Source organism: Vibrio sp. 2134-1 (assembly GCF_033339495.1).
The window spans coordinates 311,462-332,758 of sequence record NZ_JAWOUS010000003.1 but is presented as its reverse complement, the minus strand read 5'-3'; the positions used below and the strand labels follow the sequence as shown (position 1 = coordinate 332,758).

General features: G+C 48.7%; 2 protein-coding genes. One reads left to right on the top strand and one right to left on the bottom strand.

Annotated features, from left to right (window positions below):
• Nucleotides 1-337: 337 nt before the first annotated feature.
• Nucleotides 338-20,737: a tandem-95 repeat protein gene (locus R7R78_RS06100; RefSeq protein ID WP_225473276.1), complete on the bottom strand. Its 20,400-nt coding sequence runs from the start codon at nucleotides 20,735-20,737 to the stop codon at nucleotides 338-340.
• A gap of 182 nt (nucleotides 20,738-20,919) precedes the next feature.
• On the opposite strand from R7R78_RS06100, the gene R7R78_RS06095 reads away from it, so the two are divergent.
• Nucleotides 20,920-21,288, top strand: a complete 369-nt coding sequence (locus R7R78_RS06095) for a hypothetical protein (RefSeq protein ID WP_031777210.1) — start codon at nucleotides 20,920-20,922, stop codon at nucleotides 21,286-21,288.
• Nucleotides 21,289-21,297 lie beyond the last annotated feature (9 nt).

Genomic DNA, 21,297 nt, shown 5'->3' with positions numbered 1-21,297 from the left:
AGCGTAATAGTCAGCTCTTTCCAAGTTGTTTGACACAGAAACCGAGTCAATGACACGCTCCCGAAGGGCGAGCTGTCTTGGTTTGTATACTTTGTTGTCGATTCTTGATTTAGACCCACTAGACCTTTAAATCGCCGCCGCGTCTACAAACCAAGCCATTCTCGCTGAACCTAACATCTCGAGGTTACTTGGGTATAAACTAGCTAAGAATACTTTTTTCAATTTCCAAGTTTTTTTCTAGAGCTCATAGAAAGAAGACCAACAAAAAAGCCATGCAAAGTAGGCTCTGCATGGCTTTGGTTCGGGCAGCAATGACACTGCCCTCGTCTAGGACTGGTTACATTGAGCTTTGATCGAAATCGTTGCCTTGGTCAGTACCCGTTTGAGTATCCGAGTCGAAGCTGCCAGAGTCATCCGTGAAGTCAACACCTTGATCTTGACCTCCCGCACTTGTCCAGTCGCTGCCGCCAGATTCCATACCCGCCATGTCTGGTTGCTGATCTTGCGCAGAACCTTGCATGGTGTATTGATCATCGACTTCAACTTCAACTGTGCCACTCGCACCTTCTACCGCGCTGCCCAATTCGTCGTAACCTTGGAATTGGATTTCGCTCGTACCTTCGTAACCTTCTGGTAGGTCAACCGATACTGGTTGGTTCAGGTTGCCACTTAATGTGAAGCTGCCATCGCCATTATCCAGTGCGTTGCTTACTGATGCACCATCAGGTAGACCGGACATTTCTGCATAATCCACCGATTCGTTACCACTGACCTCATCTGGAACCGAGATAGAAATGGTATCGCCTGGCGCTGCAGTCACATCAGCTGCGCTCTCCTCTTCACTGTCTGCACCGTTTGCTGCTTGCTCTTCAGGCTGTTGCGCTTCGCCAACTTGCTGCTCTGATGATGCTTGAGCAGTTTGGATTTGTGGCTCGTCACTTTGCGCTGAATCGTCCGCAACTTGGATGCTCAGATTCTGAGTCGATACTTCACCGTTATCGTTGACCTGAACATCCATAGCTAAATTGCCATCGAAGTCATCGTTCGGCCAGTATGTCCACTCTTCATCACCTGATTTCGCGAAGAAACCTGCATCGTTTGCATCGGCGACATCCAACACTTCTGCTGAAGGGCTAATGCCAAGCTCATCAATCAACTGCGCTTCCGTTAGGGTTAGTGAACCATCATCAGCCAGTGCGTAGCCTTCGCTGGTTGTGGTTTCACCTTCACCTTGGATGTCGACATTAAAGAAGCTCTCAATGCGGTTTTCACCGTCAGTTGCAATGAAGCCAACTTGAACATCTCCGGTGTAGCCTTCTGCTGGTGTGAATTGGTAGTTACCTTGGTTATCGGTCTCTATCACACCTTGACCTTCCATTAGGCTCACTGATTCAATGCTCAAGCTGTCGCCTTCTGCATCGCTCAATGTCGATAGCATGTCGTCATTGGTGAACGACAAGGTGCCATCCGCTGCCATTTCTGTGGTAGAAATGCTGTCGATTTCTGGAGAAGCATTCTCTTGTGGTGCGTCTTCTTTCACGACCACGCCTGTTTGCTCATCATGAAGCACACCGTCTTTATCAATCACATAAGCGATATCCGCTTCACCAGTAAAGCCCGGTGCTGGATTGAATGTCCATGTGCCATCACCGTTATCGACAATCTCACCTTGGCTGCGATCAGCTAGGTGAACGAATTTCACTTCATCACCCGCGTCAGCGTCTACGTTTTCTGCCAATCCGATTAGGTCATCAGCGGTTAGGATAACTGGCTCACCCGCTAGGGTTTCGAAGTCACCTGAATCGATGCCATCTTCGAACTCTTCTGGCTCGTCACCGTAATCCACCGTTGTTGCGGTCACGGTTACGAAGAACTCGCCATTAAAGTCAGCCGGAGGCGTCATTTGCAGGTCTGAAATATCCCACTCGTTCAAATCGATGTATTGACCCGGTTCCGTAATGGTAATGGTGTTCACACCATCCGTAACTTCGAAGCCAACAGGGAAACCAGTCATCACTAGGTTACTTAACGTTTCTGAATCGTCGATTAGACCGACATTCAAGCCTAGGTGACCCGTTTCGTCCTCACCGAAGACTAACGGACCATCATGGTCGGTTGTGATGACTGCGCCATCCGCAACAGGGCGAACAAACACTGGTACATCAAGTACCGTCTCAAACTCACCGTCACTGACCACAACTTGCAAGTCAGAAACCCCTGCAAAATCGCCAGTCGGTGTGAATGTCCAAGTACCGTCACCGTTGTCTGTTACCTCACCACCATCTTCACCTTCTGCGGTGATAATGCGTGATACGACTAGGTTTTCAGTGTCGATATCGCCGAACAAGTTCATCAGGTCGCCAGCGTCGAAGGTGAATGCGCCATCCTCGTCGGTTGCCATAAAGGCATTACCCACATTGAATGGAGCATCGTTGACTGGAATAACATCCACATTCAACGAGCCTTCAACCACTTCTTCACCATCCGTCGCGGTATAGCCCAGTTCCACCAAACCATTGAAGTCTTGAGTGGTCACCAAGTGGTACATACCATCTGGTTGCTGGGTTAATGTCGCATTTGCAGGAGCACGAACCGTGATGCTTTCTACGCTGATTTCGTCACCATCAAGATCCGTAACTTGATCAGCGATGTAAGCTGGGTCAATCACCATGACCACATCTTCTTCGCCCTGCATCTGGATGGTTGGTGCTTCTGGTGCATCATTAACCGCTTCGATGTTTAGATTGCCTTCAACTGGCGTCACTAAATCACCATCGCTGACACCGAACGACATTGGCACATCACCATTGAAGTTCTCAGCCGGAGTGAATGACCAAGTGCCATCACCGTTGTCTAGCAAGTCACCGTATTGCTCATCAATCACTAGGTCGACAGCAGACAGTTCGTCGTAGGTGTTGTCGATGTCTGTTGCGTTAGCAAGCAACATGTCCTGCGTGATTAGAATGGTGGTATCTTCGGTGCCAGCAATATTCACTGGCGTTGATTGCGGCGCATCGTTAATTGGGTTCACCGTTAGGTCGACGCCCACTTCCACGCTCGCACCATCGTTATCAATCAAGTCGAAGCTTAGGTCGATATCGCCATTGAAGTTCGCATCAGGCGTAATCGTAAAGCTACCATCTTGGTTCTCAACAACGGTTGCATTGGCAACCGCGGTTAAGTTCACTGCTTCTAGATTATCGCTGTCTACGTCACCCGCTTGAGCCAGTAACTGCTCTTGACTCAATGTGATTGAACCGTCTTCATCGACGCTGTAAGCCAAGTCGCCAGATACCGGAGCATCGTTGACTGGCAATACATCAATGTTCGCGTTGGTTGTCGCAGTTGCACCGTCTTCATCAGCGACTACTACGTCTAGGCTTACGCCACCGTTGAAGTTTTCATTTGGCGCGAAGCTGTAAGTGCCATCGTCATTCGCCGTTAGAATGCCGTCGCTACCACTGTAAGAGACGCTTTCTAGGCTCACGTCGCCTTCCACGTCACTTGATTGCGCTAGCAGTTGCTCTTCCGTGAAGATAATGACTTCGTCTTCGTTAACGGAGTAGCTAGTCGCGCCTGCGATTGGTGGGTCGTTCACCTCAAGAACAGTAATGCCAGCGGTAGTTGAATCCGTCGCCCCGTCTTCATCGACTACGACAACATCTAGGCTGACTTCACCATTGAAGTTCTCGTTTGGCGAGAAGGTGTACGTACCGTCACCATTGTCTTGGAACACGCCATCTGCGCCACTGTAGCTCACACTATCAACCGAAACATCGCCTTCAATATCTGACGAATTCGCTAGTAATTGCTCATCGCTGATTGTGATCGAGTTGTCTTCGTGTACGGTGTAAGACGTGCTACCTGCCACGGGTGGATCGTTCTCTGGCGTCACACTCACATCGATATTCGCGGTCACGGTGTCCGTGCCATCGGAAACATCGAAGGTAAAGTTTACGTCGCCATTGAAGTTTTCGTTCGGTGCGAAGCTGTATGTGCCATCGCCATTGTCAGTTAGGACACCGTCCGCGCCAGTGTATGTGACACCTTCTACCGATAGGTCATCGCCATCGATATCGGTTGCACCATCCAACAGGTCTTGATCAGTAAAGGTCAACACGCCATCTTCACCAATGGTGAACGCTTGATCCTCAGGCTGCGGCAAGTCATTAACTGGGTTAACCGTTAGGTCAGCCGTTGCAACGATAGTATCGGTGCCATCGTTGATATCGAACGTGATATCAATGTCGCCATTGAAGTTCGCGTCAGGCGTAATGGTAAAGCTGCCATCGTCATTAGCCGTAACCGTCGCATCACCGTCAACCACTAGGTTAGATGCAGTTAGTGCATCACCTTCTACATCCGTTGCTTGTACCAACAATTGTTCTTGGCTTAGCGTGATTGAGTTGTCTTCATCGACGCTGTAAGCCAAGCCACCCGATACTGGAGCATCATTGATTGGCAGAACATCAATGTTTGCCGTCGTCGAAGCGGTCGCACCATCTTCGTCCACGACTACAACATCAAGATTCACTTCACCATTGAAGTTTTGATTTGGTGCAAAGCTGAACGTACCATCACCATTGTCGGTAAAGATACCTTCGCTGCCACTGTAGCTTACGCTATCTAGTGCTACCTCACCTTCAATATCGGAAGAGTTTGCCAACAACTGTTCTGCACTGATGGTGATAACTTCATCTTCATCAATGGTGTAACTGGTTGTGCCTGCGATTGGTGGGTCGTTCACTTCAAGAACGGTAATTCCCGCTGTTGTTGTATCAACCGCGCCGTCCTCGTCAACCACGACAACATCTAGGCTAACATCGCCTGTAAAGTTTTCGTTTGGTGAGAAGGTGTAAGTACCATCGCCATTAATTTCTAGCACACCATCGTTACCGCTGTAGCTCACGCTGCTGATCGCAACATCACCCTCGATATCAGACGAATTAGCCAGTAGTTGCTCGTCACTGATGGTGATTGAGTTGTCTTCATGCACCGTGTAAGACGTGCTGCCTGCAACCGGTGGATCGTTCTCTGGCGTAACACTCACATCGATATTCGCGGTCACGGTGTCCATGCCATCAGAAACATCGAATGTAAAGTTCACATCACCATTGAAGTTCTCGTTTGGAGCAAAGCTGTAGGTACCGTCACCGTTATCGGTTAGGACACCGTCCGCACCAGTGTAAGTGACACCTTCAACCGATAGGTCATCGCCATCGATATCCGTTGCGCCATCAAGTAGGTCTTGATCAGTGAAGGTCAAGACGCCATCTTCACCAATGGTGAACGCTTGATCCTCAGGCTGCGGTAAGTCATTAACTGGGTTAACCGTTAGGTCAGCCGTTGCAACGATAGTATCGGTGCCATCGTTGATATCGAACGTGATATCAATGTCGCCATTGAAGTTCGCGTCAGGCGTAATGGTAAAGCTACCATCGTCATTAGCCGTAACCGTCGCATCACCGTCAACCACTAGGTTAGAAGCAGTTAGTGCATCACCTTCTACATCCGTTGCTTGTGCCAACAATTGTTCTTGGCTTAGCGTGATTGAGTTGTCTTCGTCGACACCGTAAGCCAAGTCACCCGATACCGGAGCATCATTGATTGGCAGAACATCAATGTTTGCCGTCGTCGAAGCGGTCGCACCATCTTCGTCCACGACTACAACATCAAGGTTCACTTCACCATTGAAGTGTTGGTTTGGTGCAAAGCTGAACGTACCATCACCATTGTCGGTAAAGATACCTTCGCTGCCACTGTAGCTCACGCTATCTAGTGCTACCTCACCTTCAATATCGGAAGAGTTTGCCAACAACTGTTCTGCACTGATGGTGATGACTTCATCTTCATCAATGGTGTAACTGGTTGTGCCTGCGATTGGTGGATCGTTCACCTCAAGAACGGTAATACCCGCTGTTGTTGTATCAACCGCGCCGTCCTCGTCAACCACGACAACATCTAAGCTAACATCGCCTGTAAAGTTTTCGTTTGGTGAGAAGGTGTAAGTACCATCGCCATTAATTTCTAGCACACCGTCGTTACCGCTGTAGCTCACGCTGCTGATCGCAACATCACCCTCGATATCAGACGAATTAGCCAATAGTTGCTCGTCACTAATGGTGATCGAGTTGTCTTCATGCACTGTGTAGGACGTGCTGCCCGCCACCGGTGGATCGTTCTCTGGCGTCACACTCACATCAATGTTGGCAGAGGTCGTATCCGTACCGTCTGACACATCGAACGTAAAGTTCACGTCGCCATTGAAGTTCTCGTTCGGTGCGAAGCTGTAAGTGCCATCACCATTATCGGTTAGGACACCGTCTGCACCTGTGTAAGTCACGCCTTCAACTGTTAGGTCGTCACCTTCTACATCTGTCGCGCCTGTTAACAAGTCAGCATCGGTAAAGGTAAGAAGACCGTCCTCACCCACGGTGAACGCTTGATCTTGTGGCTCTGGAGCGTCATTGACTGGTGTTACTGTTAAGTCGAGACCAGCCGCGACCACTTCTTCCCCGTCAGTCACATCGTAGGTGAACTCGATATCACCGTAGAAGTTCTCGCTTGGAGTAATGGTGAAGCTGCCATCCTCGTTCATTTCAACCGTCGCATTTTCATCATTGGTGCTTAGGTTGATTGCGCTCAGATCGTCACCATCAATATCAACAGCGTGCTCCAGTAACTGCTCTTGAGTTAGCGTAATGCTGTTGTCTTCGGCAGTGACTGCGCTGATGTCACCCGTCACTTCTGGTGCATCATTGGTTGGGGAGATATGAATCGTCACATCTTGCGTCGCTGTCGCTGTTGTACCTGTATCCACATCCGTAGAGGTTGCATTCACGGTTAGCGTCACATCGCCATTGAAGTCTGCAGAAGGAATAAACTCTAGCCCTTCTAGCTCGCCTGGTTGTAGTGACCAAGTACCATCACCATTATCAACACCCGCTGATAATGAGCTGCCTTCTGGCACATCTTCAATCAAGATAGCGAGGTTTTCTGAACCATCGGTATCGGTCAATGCTGCATCGATATCAAGCGGCACTGGTGTATCTTCGGTACCAATGATTTGGTAATCCGCGTCCGCTACCGTGATTTCAATGTTGTCGATGCCGAATGACTCGTCAGGAATACTTTGGTTTAGCGTAGAACCAAAGCCTAACTGAAGCTGACCGTCTTCCACCGGAACGGTTAAGTTCACTTGGTGTGCTTGGTCATTCCAACCACTGAAGCCTTCACGTTGAGAGGCTCCGTGGATCACTTCACCCACTTCATTACCGTTAGAATCGTAAAGCGTTGTCGTACCATCTTGAGTACGGAACGCGGAGTTTTCCAAGGTGGTTAGTTGTTCGCCGCCGACAAAGATTTGGAACGACTCGCCATCCCAAGAATCGATTTCGTAGAAGCTAAATGAGATATTCACTTCATTGACATCGCTTGGGATCTCGTAGGTTTTGCTGACCGCTTCATCACCGCCAGTGCCACCAATACGACCCAGCATATCGCCCGTTTCGAAGCCTTGAGAGCTTTCAGTGTTCGCGTTCCAACCGTTCGAGCCAGACTCGAAGTTATCAGACGCAATCACCAAGTCTGAAGCAATAGACAGCTCTGGCATATCAACCACAGATTGAACATCAATGTTCGCTTCTGCTGGCACGGTTGCGGTGCCATCGTTGACGTCAAACGTCACGTTCACGTTGCCATCGAAGTTTTCATTCGGAGCGAAGGTGTACGTGCCGTCACCGTTATCAACCAAAGTACCGCTGTCAGAAGCAACGTTTTCAACCGTTAGGTTATCACCATCGATATCACCTGCATTTTGCAGCAGTTGCTCTTCGGTGAAGGTGAAGCTTGTGTCTTCTTGCGTGACGAACTGTGGCTGACCAACCGTTGGTAGGTCGTTCACTGGGTTCACAGTCAGATCGGCAGTGGCTTGAATGGTCGCATCGCCGTCCGTAATGTCGAAGCTCAGATCAATGTCGCCATTGAAGTCCGCATCCGGTGTGATAGTGAAGCTGCCGTCATTATTCGCAACAACGGTCGCATTGCCGTCAACAGTGAGGTTAGATGCCGTTAGGTCATCGCCATCCACGTCGCCGGCTTGAGCAAGAAGCTGCTCTTGGCTTAGCGTGATAGAACCGTCTTCATCCACGCTGTATGCCAAATCACCTGATACTGGCGCATCATTGATTGGCAATACATCGATGCTTGCATTGGTTGACGCAGTTGCACCGTCTTCATCAACAACGACAACATTTAGGCTAACATCACCGTTGAAGTTTTCGTTTGGTGCGAAGCTGAATGTACCGTCGCCGTTGTCAGTAAAGATACCGTCGGAGCCGCTGTAGCTGACGCTATCAATCGCGACATCACCTTCAACGTCAGAAGCATTCGCCAATAGCTGCTCAGAGCTAATGGTGATGACTTCATCTTCGTTCACTGAGTAGCTGGTCGCGCCTGCGATTGGTGGATCGTTCACCTCAAGTACCGTAATACCTGCGGTGGTTGAATCCGTCGCACCGTCTTCATCGACAACCACAACGTCAAGGCTCACTTCACCATTGAAGTTCTCGTTTGGCGAGAAGGTGTAAGTGCCGTCACCATTGTCTTGGAACACGCCATCTGCGCCACTGTAGCTGACACTATCAATCGCGACTTCGCCTTCGACGTCAGATGAGTTAGCCAATAACTGCTCGTTACTGATGGTGATCGAATTGTCTTCGTGTACGGTGTAAGACGTGCTGCCTGCCACTGGTGGATCATTCTCTGGCGTCACGCTTACGTCGATATTTGCGGTCACGGTATCCGTGCCGTCAGAAACATCGAAGGTAAAGTTCACGTCGCCATTGAAGTTCTCGTTTGGCGCGAAGCTGTAAGTGCCATCACCGTTGTCGGTTAGGACACCATCTGCACCAGTGTAGCTCACACCTTCTACCGATAGGTCATCGCCATCGATATCCGTTGCGCCATCAAGCAGATCTTCATCAGTGAACAGCAAGACGCCATCTTCACCAATGGTGAACGCTTGATCTTCTGGCTGTGGTAGGTCGTTAACTGGATTAACCGTCAGGTCAGCCGTTGCAACAATAGTGTCGCTGCCGTCGTTGATGTCGAACGTGATATCAATGTCGCCATTGAAGTTCGCATCAGGCGTAATGGTAAAGCTGCCATCATCGTTTGCCGTAACCGTTGCATCACCGTCAACCACTAGGTTAGTTGCGGTTAGCGCGTCCCCTTCTACATCCGATGCTTGAGCAAGAAGCTGCTCTTGGCTAAGTGTAATTGAATTGTCTTCATCGACACTGTAAGCCAAGTTGCCCGATACTGGTGCATCGTTGATTGGCAATACATCGATGTTTGCGTTAGTTGCCGCAGTTGCACCGTTTTCATCAACAACCACAACATCGAGGCTCACATCGCCATCGAAGTTGGCGTTTGGTGCGAAGCTGAATGTACCGTCACCGTTATCGGTAAAGATACCGTCGGAGCCGCTGTAGCTCACACTATCAATCGCAACTTCACCTTCAACGTCAGAAGCGTTCGCCAATAACTGCTCAGAGCTAATAATGATGACTTCGTCTTCGTTCACTGAGTAGCTGGTCGCGCCTGCGATTGGTGGATCGTTCACCTCAAGTACTGTAATACCTGCGGTAGCTGAATCCGTTGCACCGTCTTCATCGACCACGACAACATCTAGGCTCACTTCGCCATTGAAGTTCTCGTTTGGCGAGAAGGTGTACGTACCGTCACCATTGTCTTGGAACACACCATCTGTGCCGCTGTAGCTCACGCTATCAATCGCCACTTCGCCTTCTATATCAGACGAGTTAGCCAACAGCTGTTCGTTACTAATGGTGATCGAGTTGTCTTCATGCACTGTGTAAGATGTGCTACCTGCCACTGGTGGATCGTTCTCTGGTGTGACTGCCACATCGATATTCGCAGTCACGGTGTCCGTGCCATCGGAAACATCGAAGGTGAAGTTCACATCACCATTGAAGTTCTCATTCGGTGCGAAGCTATATGTACCATCGCCATTGTCAGTTAGGACACCGTCCGCGCCTGTGTAAGTGACACCTTCTACCGATAGATCATCGCCATCGATGTCCGTTGCACCATCCAACAGGTCTTGATCAGTGAAGGTCAACACACCATCTTCACCAATGGTGAACGCTTGATCTTGAGGCTGCGGCAAATCATTAACTGGGTTAACGGTTAGGTCCGCCGTTGCAACAATAGTGTCGCTGCCGTCGTTGATATCGAACGTGATATCAATGTCGCCATTAAAGTTCGCATCTGGCGTGATAGTGAAGCTACCATCGTCGTTTGCCGTAACCGTTGCATCACCGTCAACCACTAGGTTAGACGCAGTCAGCGCATCACCTTCTACATCCGATGCTTGAGCAAGTAGCTGCTCTTGGCTAAGTGTGATTGAGTTGTCTTCGTCGACGCTGTACGCCAAGTTACCCGAAATTGGTGCATCATTGATTGGTAAAACATCGACTGTGATGTAAGTATCGACCTCTGCGCCGTCTTCATCACGAATGGTCACATCCAACTGCACTTGACCATTGAAGTTTTGATTCGGTGCAAAGCTACAAGTACCATCGCCGTTTACTGAGAAGATGCCATCTGGACCGTCGTAGCTGATGCCAACTAGCTCAACATCCCCTTCAACATCCGAAGCATTCAGTAGCACTTGCGACTCACTAAAGGTCAGAACTTGGTCTTCATCGATAGTGTATGCAGTAGGACCTGCGATTGGTGGGTCATTTACCTCAATCACAGTAATGCCAGCAGTGGTAGAGTCCGTTGCACCATCTTCATCGACAACGACAACATCTAGGCTCACCTCGCCGCTGAAGTTCTCGTTTGGTGAGAAGGTGTAAGTACCATCACCATTGATTTCCAGCACACCATCGTTACCGCTGTAGCTCACGCTATCAATCAATACATCGCCTTCAATATCCGATGAGTTCGCTAATAGCTGTTCATCACTGATGGTAATCGAATTGTCTTCATGGACGGTGTAAGCCGTGCTGCCTGCAACCGGTGGATCGTTCTCTGGCGTAACTGTAACATCGATATTTGCCGTCACGGTATCCGTACCATCGGAAACATCGAAAGTGAAGTTCACGTCGCCATTGAAGTTCTCGTTTGGTGCGAAGCTATATGTGCCATCACCATTGTCAGTAAGAACACCATCTGCGCCTGTGTAAGTGACGCCCTCAACAGATAGGTCATCCCCTTCAATATCGGTAGCACCTGTTAGCAGATCCGCATCAGTAAAGGTCAGCACACCATCCTCACCAACGGTGAACGCTTGATCTTGTGGCTCTGGCGCATCATTGACTGGTGACACCAATAACTCAAGGTTGGTAGAGACAACATCATCGCCGTCAGACACATCGAACGTAAAGGTGATATCACCATTAAAGTCCGCATCTGGCGTTAAGGTGTAAGTACCGTCGCCATTGTCTGTGATGGTGATGTTTTCATCATCCGTTGCCAAATTCAGCGCTGTCAGTTGGTCTCCATCCAAGTCACGCGCATTAGCAAGCAAATCTTCTTGCGTAATTAGGATTGAACCATCTTCTTCAACCATCGCTGAAACAGGCAATGCTTCAGGCGCATGTTCAATGTGGGCACCTGTTGCATTGACATAGATGGTTTGAGAAACGGTTTCAGAATCATTATTTGATAGCTCTGTTGCCGTTGCCGTTACATTGATTTCTAGCTGTTGGTTAAAGTCTTCTGGCAATTGAATCTGTAGCTCTTGTTCAATTGCTGTGGTTGGAAGCGTTACAGAACCATCTGGACCGACTGTAACTTCACCGCTGTAGATCTGGCTGTTCACTTCACCTACATCAATGGTGAAGTTGAAGTCGGTGTAATCGGCATCGCCGCCACCGTAGAGATCTTCAAAGCCGTAAACCAGTTCACCGTCTTCGTTCACAGTAGTTCGGGTATGTTCAATGCCATCTTGGTTGAGCTCTGAGCTTGAACCTCCATGGAAGACTGCATCACCAAATTGGCTTTGAATCACGGTTTCAGAACCATCAGCACCCACAAACACGAGTTGTGGGTCGACCGTATCCATGTTCGCAGTAGAGCCATCTGCCGCACGGAACTCATACTGACCATCTTGCATGGATGCAAAGTCATTGAAGTTATGACCGTTAGGAATCAAGAATAGGTTGAAGCTTTCCCCTTCCGAGATTTGGAAGCTGAACTGATCTTGTCCCGGAATGAGGTCACCGCCTCCGCCAACTTGAGAGGCGTTTTCGTACACCACTTCAACGCCCGTGATATTGCCGTCTTCATCAACTTTGTAATAGCCAGCTGCGTTTTGGTAACCCGCGGTTTCACCTTCAAAGGTAACCGTGATTTCAGTATCGTTAAAACTGGTGATACCGTTGTCTTGATCGTTAAGTACCCCTTCGTTGTCGTAGCTGATCACCGAACCTTCTGGAACGCCATCAACGGTCACAGTCAGCGTTTCTGACAAGTCTTGGTCAACCAATGCTGCGGCGATGTTCACTTCAACAATACCGCCTGGCTCAACCAAGATCGCTTGGTCATCCACGTTTCGACCATCGCCATCAGTGATGACTAGGTCTGGCGCATCTGCCACGGCTTCGATAAGGACATTAATGTCTTGCTCAACTTCATCAGTGCCGTCAGAAACCGTAAAGCTGAACTGCAAGTCACCACTGAAGTGCTCTTCTGGTACGAAGCTAAATGTACCGTCACCGTTGTCCGTTACAGTACCTTCATCACCCGAGTAGTTAATGCTGGTAACGGTGAGGTCATCACCATCAATATCAATCGCGCCACTTAGCAGATCTTCTTGCGTGAACAGGATGCTGCCATCCTCTTCAATTTGGTACATGCCAGGCGCAACAATTGGAATGTCATTGACTGGATTCACCGTCAATGTCATTTCATTAGCAACACTTAGTTCACCGTCACTCACTTCATAAGTGAATGCAATGTCACCATTGAAGTTTTCCGACGGTGTCACCGTGAAGGTGCCGTCGCCGTTGTCCACGATAGAGGCATTCGGATCATTGGTTTCTAGTGCCGTTGCGTATAGTTCATCACCATCTTGATCGCTGGCGTTTTCAAGCAGCATTTCTTGTGTCACGAGGATAGAGCCATCCTCGTCCACGTCTGCCACGATTGGTGCTGCTTCTGGTGCGTCGTTGACGAACTCAACTTTCAAGTCGATGTTTGCCGCCACCACATCGGTGCCATCGCTCACATCAAACGTGAGGTCAACATTACCAAAGAAGCCCTGCTCTGGCGTTAACGTGTAAGTGCCATCGCCATTGTCTGTCACTTGAACCGTGTCGCTTAAACTCGTCACGTTAACAACAGACAGATCATCGCCTTCGATGTCCGTCGCTTGAGCCAGCAGCTCTGCTTCAGTAATCGTGATAGCCTCGCCATCTTCTGTAGTGAAGGACAAATCAGGTACATCTGGCAGGTCGTTCACTGGATTAACGGTGAGGTTTAGATCCGCGGCGACGGTTTCGATCGCGTCAGTTACGTCATAAGTAAATTCGATTTCACCAAAGAAGTTTTCGCTCGGTGTAATCGTAAAGCTACCATCAGCGTTCTCAACGATGGTTGCATTAGGATCGTTGGTCGACAGGTTCACCGCTTCAAGGTTGTCACCATCCACGTCCGTCGCGTTCGCCAACAAGTCTTCTTGAGTGATGGTAATTGAGCCATCTTCATCGACGACCGCATCAACAGGACCGCTGACCTCTGGACCTTCGTTGACGATCTCAACATCGATCTTCGCAGTGCTTGGTGCACTTGCTTGACCATCGCTGATGTCGAAGGTCAAGTTCACTTCACCGTAGAAGTTCGAAGTTGGCTCGAAGGTAAAGGTGTTGTCGCCGTTATCTGTCAACGTACCTTGTGACTGGTCAACAAGCAGCAGATTCTCGATATGCAGAATGTCGCCATCCACATCAGTCGCACCTGATAACAGGTCTTTTGCTTCGATGATGATGGTGCCGTTTTCTAGCATTTGAGTATGCAGCGGTGCACCAGGAACTGGCACATCGTTGACCGGAATAACGGTCAGATCTAGATGGGTATCGACTTCATCGGTGCCATCGAAGACTTTGTAGTCAATGTCGACTTCACCATTGAAGTTTTCATTCGGCATAAAGGTGTAAGTGCCGTCGCCATTGTCGACAAGCTCACCGTTGTCACCACTGTAAGAGATATCAGAGATAGACAGCGCATCGCCTTCTACATCACTTGCATTCGCAAGCAGGTCGTCCGCGCTAAACGTAATGCCCACATCCTCATCAGTCGACAATACAATCGGACCAGAAACGATTGGCGCATCGTTTACTGCTTCGAAGTTGATGTTGATGATGTTGTCGTCAGTGAGTTCACCATCCGTAACTTGGTAGCCAAGCTCAATCTCACCGTAGAAGTTCTCATCTGGTGTGACTGTCCATGTACCATCGCCGTTGTCGGTTAACGTAGCGTGCTCCGCGTTATCCCCCACCAGCTCTAGGTTTTGAATATCAAGTACATCACTATCGATATCACTCGCTTGTGCGAGAAGCTGCTCTTCTGTGATTACCACAGAGGCAAACTGCGTAGAACCTTCGGTATCAATGGTCACATTTGGTAGATCAGCAGTCAGTTCGATTTCACTGTCACCTTCACGGATATTCAATTCTACCGTTTCAGTGATTTCCGTGCCATCCACGCCAATAGATGTGAACACCGCTTCATCATGACAAGTTTGCGAAACCGTCATGTTTTGAACCACGTATGTACCGTTACCTTGAATCGTACCTAACTCAAAGTAAGACACCGGCTCGTTCACCGTTAGGGTGTAATCCGTCTCATAGCTACCACGATCTTCTTTGTGGTAAGTCATCGAATCGATCAAATCACCATCGGAGTTGAATGCGCGAATTTCGACTTCGGTAAAGTGGCGAGACTCTTCCATAAACCAGCCGCCTAGACCATCTAGGTGGAAGCTGATTTCGTTGATGTCTTGACCTTCAACGCTCACAGTCAGTTTTTCATCACCACTCAAGCCTTGGCGGTCAGTATCGCCAATACCGTGACCGATGTGTGTTTTACCATTCCACGCACCGAGTGGGTCATCATTACTTTGAACGGTAACTTTCAAATCACCATCAACAAACTCACGTGTGTAAGGGTCAACAGCAGTACCCCAATCATCGAGGCTAGCGTTGTCGTCAAAGGTACCAATTTGACTCGTATGCGTACCGTTCGCTAATGCATCATCATTTGGAATGAAGCGCACTTCCGTGTCTGCAGGAACCTCCTGCCCGACTTCTAGCTGTACCCATTCGTCATTTAGATTTGCTTCAATGATGCCGTTTTCAGGGGCTTGGTCGAGACGTAACGCAGGCTCTTCACGCAGAGAAACACCCACTGTTTGGTCTTCTTCCGCTTGAATAAAGATCTCGTCGCCCGCTTCTGGCGCATCGTTGACAGGGTTAACGGTCAGATCCAGCGTGGTCAAAACATCATTTTCGCCATCGCTGATGTTGTAAGTGAAGTCCAACTCACCGTTAAAGTTTTCGGTGTGCGTAATGGTGAAAGAACCATCGTCGTTGGCTACGATCGTCGCATCTGGGTCATTGGTTTGTAGATTGCTGGCAACAAGGTCATCACCTTCAATGTCTGTCGCATTCGCAAGCAATTGTTCTTGCGTGATGGTGATGGCGTTATCTTCATCCACTTCAGCTTGAATGCCTGACGTTTCTGGTGCGTCGTTCACCGCGATAACATCGATGCCTGCGGTTGTTGTATCCGTTGCACCATCTTGGTCGATGACCGTAACGTCGAGCGAAATGTTACCGTCAAAGTTCTCATTTGGCGTAAAGGTATATGTGCCGTCGCCATTGTCCACGAAGCTACCGTCGTTACCAGAGTAGCTAACATTCGCCAAGGCTACGTCGCCTTCCACATCAGAAGAGTTGGCTAACAACTGCTCGTCACTAATGGTGATTTGACCATCTTCTTGAACCGTGTAAGACGTAGAACCTGCCACCGGTGGATCGTTCACTGGTGTCACGCTGACATCAATGAATGCTGGTGTTGAACCTGTGCCGTCAGACACATCGAATGTGAACTGAACATCACCGTTGAAGTTCTCATTCGGCGCGAAGCTATAAGTGCCATCACCATTATCGGTAAGCACACCGTCCGCACCTGTGTAGAGTACGTTTTCGATAGACAGATCATCGCCGTCAATATCCGATGCGCCTTCCAATAGGTCTGCATCCGTGAACAGCAAGGTGCCATCTTCTTCTACCGTGAACTGTTGATCTTGCGCTTGTGGCAAGTCATTCACAGGATTAACCGTAATATCCAGACCAACTTGTACCGAGCCACCATCGTTATCAATGATATCGAAGGTCAGATCTAGGTCACCGTTGTAGTTTTCATCCGGAGTGATGGTGTAGCTGCCATCATCGTTGTATTGAATTGTCGCGTTGTCATCTGTCGATAGATTGATGGCTTCAAGGTTCTCGCTATCAATATCGCCCGCTTTGGCAAGCAACTGCTCTTGGCTTAACGTAATTGAGCTGTCTTCGTTGATGGTGTAAGCCAAATCGCCCGATACTGGTGGATCGTTGATTGGCAATACATCGACATTGATGTGCGTATCAACGGTTACCCCATTCTCATCTTGAATGGTCACATCCAACTGAACTTGGCCATTGAAGTTCTCGTTTGGCGCAAAGCTACAAGTACCATCGCCATTAACGGTAAAGATACCATCCGAGCCTTCATAGCTGATGCCAACAAGCTCTACATCGCCCTCGATATCAGATGCGTTGGCAAGAATTTGTGACTCACTGAATGTCAGTACTGAATCTTCGTCAACCGTGTAAGACGTTGGACCGGCAACTGGAGGGTCATTCACTTCAATGACCGTAATGCCTGCGGTCGTTTCGTCAATCGCACCTTGCTCATCCGCCACAATCACATCAAGGCTGATATCACCGCTGAAGTTCTCATTCGGCATGAAGGTGTAAGTGCCGTCACCGTTGTCTTGGAATACGCCATCGGTGCCTGAATAAGTCACGCTATCGATAGACACCGCACCTTCCACATCCGAAGAGTTAGCCAGAAGCTGCTCGTCAGAAATGGTAATCGCATTATCTTCATCAACCGTGTAAGACGTTGAACCCGCAACCGGAGGATCGTTCACTGGAGTGACGCTCACGTCCACATTGGCAGGTACGGTTTCAGTGCCGTCAGAAACACCAAAGCTAAAGCTGACATCACCGTTGAAGTTTTCGTTTGGTGCAAAGGTGTAAGTACCATCACCGTGGTCAGTCAGCACACCATCGCTGCCTGTGTAGCTAATGCCATCAACCGTTAAGTTATCACCATCAATATCGGTCGCGCCAGCAAGTAGGTCCGCGTCGGTAAACTGCAGCGTGCCGTCTTCTTCAACGCTGAACTGCTGGTCTTGAGGCACAGGAAGATCGTTAACTGGATTAACCGTTAGATCCGCCGTTGCTTGGATAGTGTCTGTGCCGTCCGTAATGTTGAATTGGATATCAATGTCACCATTAAAGTCCGCATCTGGTGTAATCGTGAAGCTGCCATCATCGTTCGCTGTAACGGTTGCGTTTCCATCGACAGTCAAATCGCTAGCAGTCAGGTCATCGCCTTCAATATCAGACGCTTGAGAAAGAAGCTGCTCTTGGCTGAGTGTAATCGCACCGTCTTCATCAACGCTATAAGCCAAATCACCCGATACTGGCGCATCATTGATTGGCAATACATTCACATTGATGACGGTATCAACTTCTGCTCCATCTTCATCTCGAATGGTGACATCAAGTTGAACTTGTCCGTTAAAGTTCTCGTTTGGCGCGAAGCTGCACGTGCCATCATCGTTAACGGTGAAAATGCCATCCGGACCATCGTAACTAATGCCAACAAGCTCTACATCACCTTCCACATCAGAGGCATTCAACAGCACTTGCGACTCACTAAACGTCAGAACTGAATCTTCATCAATAGTGTAAGAAGTTGGTCCAGCGACTGGTGGATCGTTCACTTCCAGTACTGTAATGCCAGCAGTGGTGACATCCGTTGCGCCTTCTTCATCAGCGACGACAACATCAAGCGTCACTTCACCATTAAAGTTTTCATTTGGAGAGAAGGTGTACGTACCGTCACCATTGATTTGCAACACACCATCGCTGCCAGAGTAGCTCACGCTATCAATCGAGACATCCCCTTCTAAATCCGAAGAATTTGCCAACAGTTGCACGTCAGAAATGGTAATAGAGTTGTCTTCGTGAACCGTGTAAGACGTTGAACCAGCCACCGGAGGATCATTCACCGGAGTGACACTCACATCTACATTCGCTGAAACCGTATCTGTGCCATCAGATACGTCGAAGCTGAAGTTTACATCGCCATTGAAGTTCTCATTTGGCGCAAAGCTATACGTGCCATCGCCATTGTCAGTTAGAACGCCGTCGGTGCCTTCATAGCTGATTCCCGTTACAGAAAGGTCATTGCCTTCAATGTCGGTAGCACCTGCAAGCAGATCCGCATCAGTAAATTGCAGTGTGCCGTCCTCTTCCACACTGAATTGTTGGTCTTGAGGAACCGGCAGATCGTTGATTGGATTAACGGTTAGGTCAGCGGTTGCTTGAACGGTATTCGTGCCATCTGAGATATCAAAGCTGATGTCGATATCACCATTAAAATCTGCGTCCGGCGTGATGGTGAAGCTACCATCGTCATTTTGAGTTACCGTCGCGTTGCCATCTACCGAAAGATTAGATGCCGTCAGTGCATCGCCTTCCACATCGGAAGCTTGCGACAACAACTGCTCTTGGCTCAAACGAATCGAGCCATCTTCGTCCACCGAGTAAGCAAGATTGCCAGACACTGGCGCATCATCGACTGGTGCAACACTGACATCAATGTTGGCAGAAACCGTATCTGTGCCGTCGGACACATCAAAGCTGAAGTTTACGTCACCATTGAAGTTTTCATTTGGTGCAAAAGTGTAAGTCCCATTACCGTTGTCGGTCAGGATGCCGTCACCACCGTCGTAGCTTACGCCCTCAACTGTTAGGTTATCGCCTTCAATATCCGTTGCGCCAGTAAGCAGGTCTGCGTCCGTAAAGATCAGCGTGCCATCTTCTTCCACGCTGAACTGTTGGTCTTGAGGAACAGGCAGATCGTTGATTGGATTAACGGTTAGGTCAGCGGTTGCTTGAACGGTATTCGTGCCATCTGAGATATCAAAGCTGATGTCGATATCACCATTAAAATCTGCGTCCGGCGTGATGGTGAAGCTACCATCGTCATTTTGAGTTACCGTCGCGTTGCCATCTACCGAAAGATTAGATGCCGTCAGTGCATCGCCTTCCACATCGGAAGCTTGCGACAACAACTGCTCTTGGCTCAAACGAATCGAGCCATCTTCATCCACCGAGTATGCAAGATTGCCAGATACTGGTGCATCGTCGACTGGCGTAACGCTTACATCAATGTTGGCAGAAACCGTATCCGTGCCGTCGGACACATCAAAGCTAAAGTTCACATCGCCATTGAAGTTTTCATTTGGCGCAAAAGTGTAAGTCCCATTACCGTTGTCGGTCAGGATGCCGTCGCCACCGTCGTAGCTTACGCCCTCAACTGTTAGGTTATCGCCTTCAATATCCGTTGCGCCAGCAAGCAGGTCAGCATCGGTGAAGATCAGCGTACCATCCTCTTCAATCTCAAAGGTTTTATCTTCCGGCACTGGTGCGTCATTGATTGGACGAACAGTTAAATCAATCGAGCTAGAAATGGTTTCTTGACCATCACTGATATCAAACGTTAAGTCGAGTTCACCATTAAAATCTGTATCAGGTGTGACGGTATAAGTGCCATCACCATTATCCACAACCGATGCATTAGCACCCACTTGCACGTTGAATGCGGCAAGATTATCGCCATCAACATCACTCGCGTACCCGAGAAGTTGTTCTTGAGTGAAGGTAATAGTGCCATCTTCATCCATGATGTATGCCAGATCTTGCCCTACTTCTGGCGCGTCATTTTCACCTTCGACTTTAATTTGGAACGTTTCGCTCGTAGTTTCGGAGTCGAAATCGTCTTCTACTTGCGTCGTGGTTTCTTCGCTGGTGTCTTGTACATCCACCGCGAAGCTCTCTTCAGTGGTTTCTGAATCTAGCTCGTCACCACCTTGAGAACCTTCAGAGTCTGAAGAAGCACTTGGCGCAGATGAAGTTTGTACCGCTTGTCCTTGCGCTTCATTGCCTTCTGCGTCCGAACCACCTTCAGAGCCAGAGGCATCACCACCACCGACCGCTTGGGCACCCGCCCCAGAATCCGAACCACCGCTGCCCAGAGCCTCGTCACCTGATTCTCCGCTAGAAGCTACACTATCAACAACATTGGATTGTGCAGCGTCAGAGTCGCTGCTACTTTCAGTATCCTCTTCTTGAACTGCGCCACCCGAGCTCACTGCTTCTTCTTCCGTACCCGCGCCACTAGGATTTTCTTCCATCGCACGATTGGCTTCATCAACAGCATCTGCACTTTCAGCACCAGTCGCTACAGTCGAAGAGACGGTCGACTGCTGTTTTTCTTCTTTTGTCCCCGTATCCTTCGTTTCTGTTTGCTCTACCGCATCGTTAAGCTTTTCATTGTCTTTTTCTTGATTAGTGTCGCCTGCCATTACAGCCTCCGTTGCTTTTAGCTAACTGATCGTATTTAGAGGCAGTAAAGGACACCATTTTTAGAAACCAACTTTTTTATACAACTTTTTTCATACCTTTCGAGTTCCATAAAAACAAAAAAATTTGAAAACCCAGTATAAAGATCCTTACTTGTTGTCATTAAAGCAATTAGTGCGGTGGGATAATGATAAATATGACAAATCTGTTGCGCTCAGTCGACAACAGCCATAAGGGGCTGCAATTGCTATTAGGCGATTTTTACCAAGATTTCAGTGATGCAGGGATTGATATTGAGATGCTGCATAAACAAAACCGTTTTGAAGCACTCAGATGTTATTCAAAAAGGCTAAAAACCATTCTCGTCTTGTTATGTGATGACGACTTACCACCAAAATTGGCAAAGCTTGAACACTTAAACAAACACCATTTCCCTGCTCCTAATGAATTGATTGAGGACGTTAAAACCGAGCTTAACAACGTAAACAAACAAATTAGCCAGCTGTTAAAAATCGAAAATTCAATCGATAGCCGCACAGGTAGTGAATCGTAGGGGTGGCTC

Excerpts from the sequence above, each read along its gene's own strand:
- R7R78_RS06100 (WP_225473276.1), bottom strand. The coding sequence starts at position 20,737 with ATGGCAGGCGACACTAATCAAGAAAAAGACAATGAAAAGCTTAACGAT.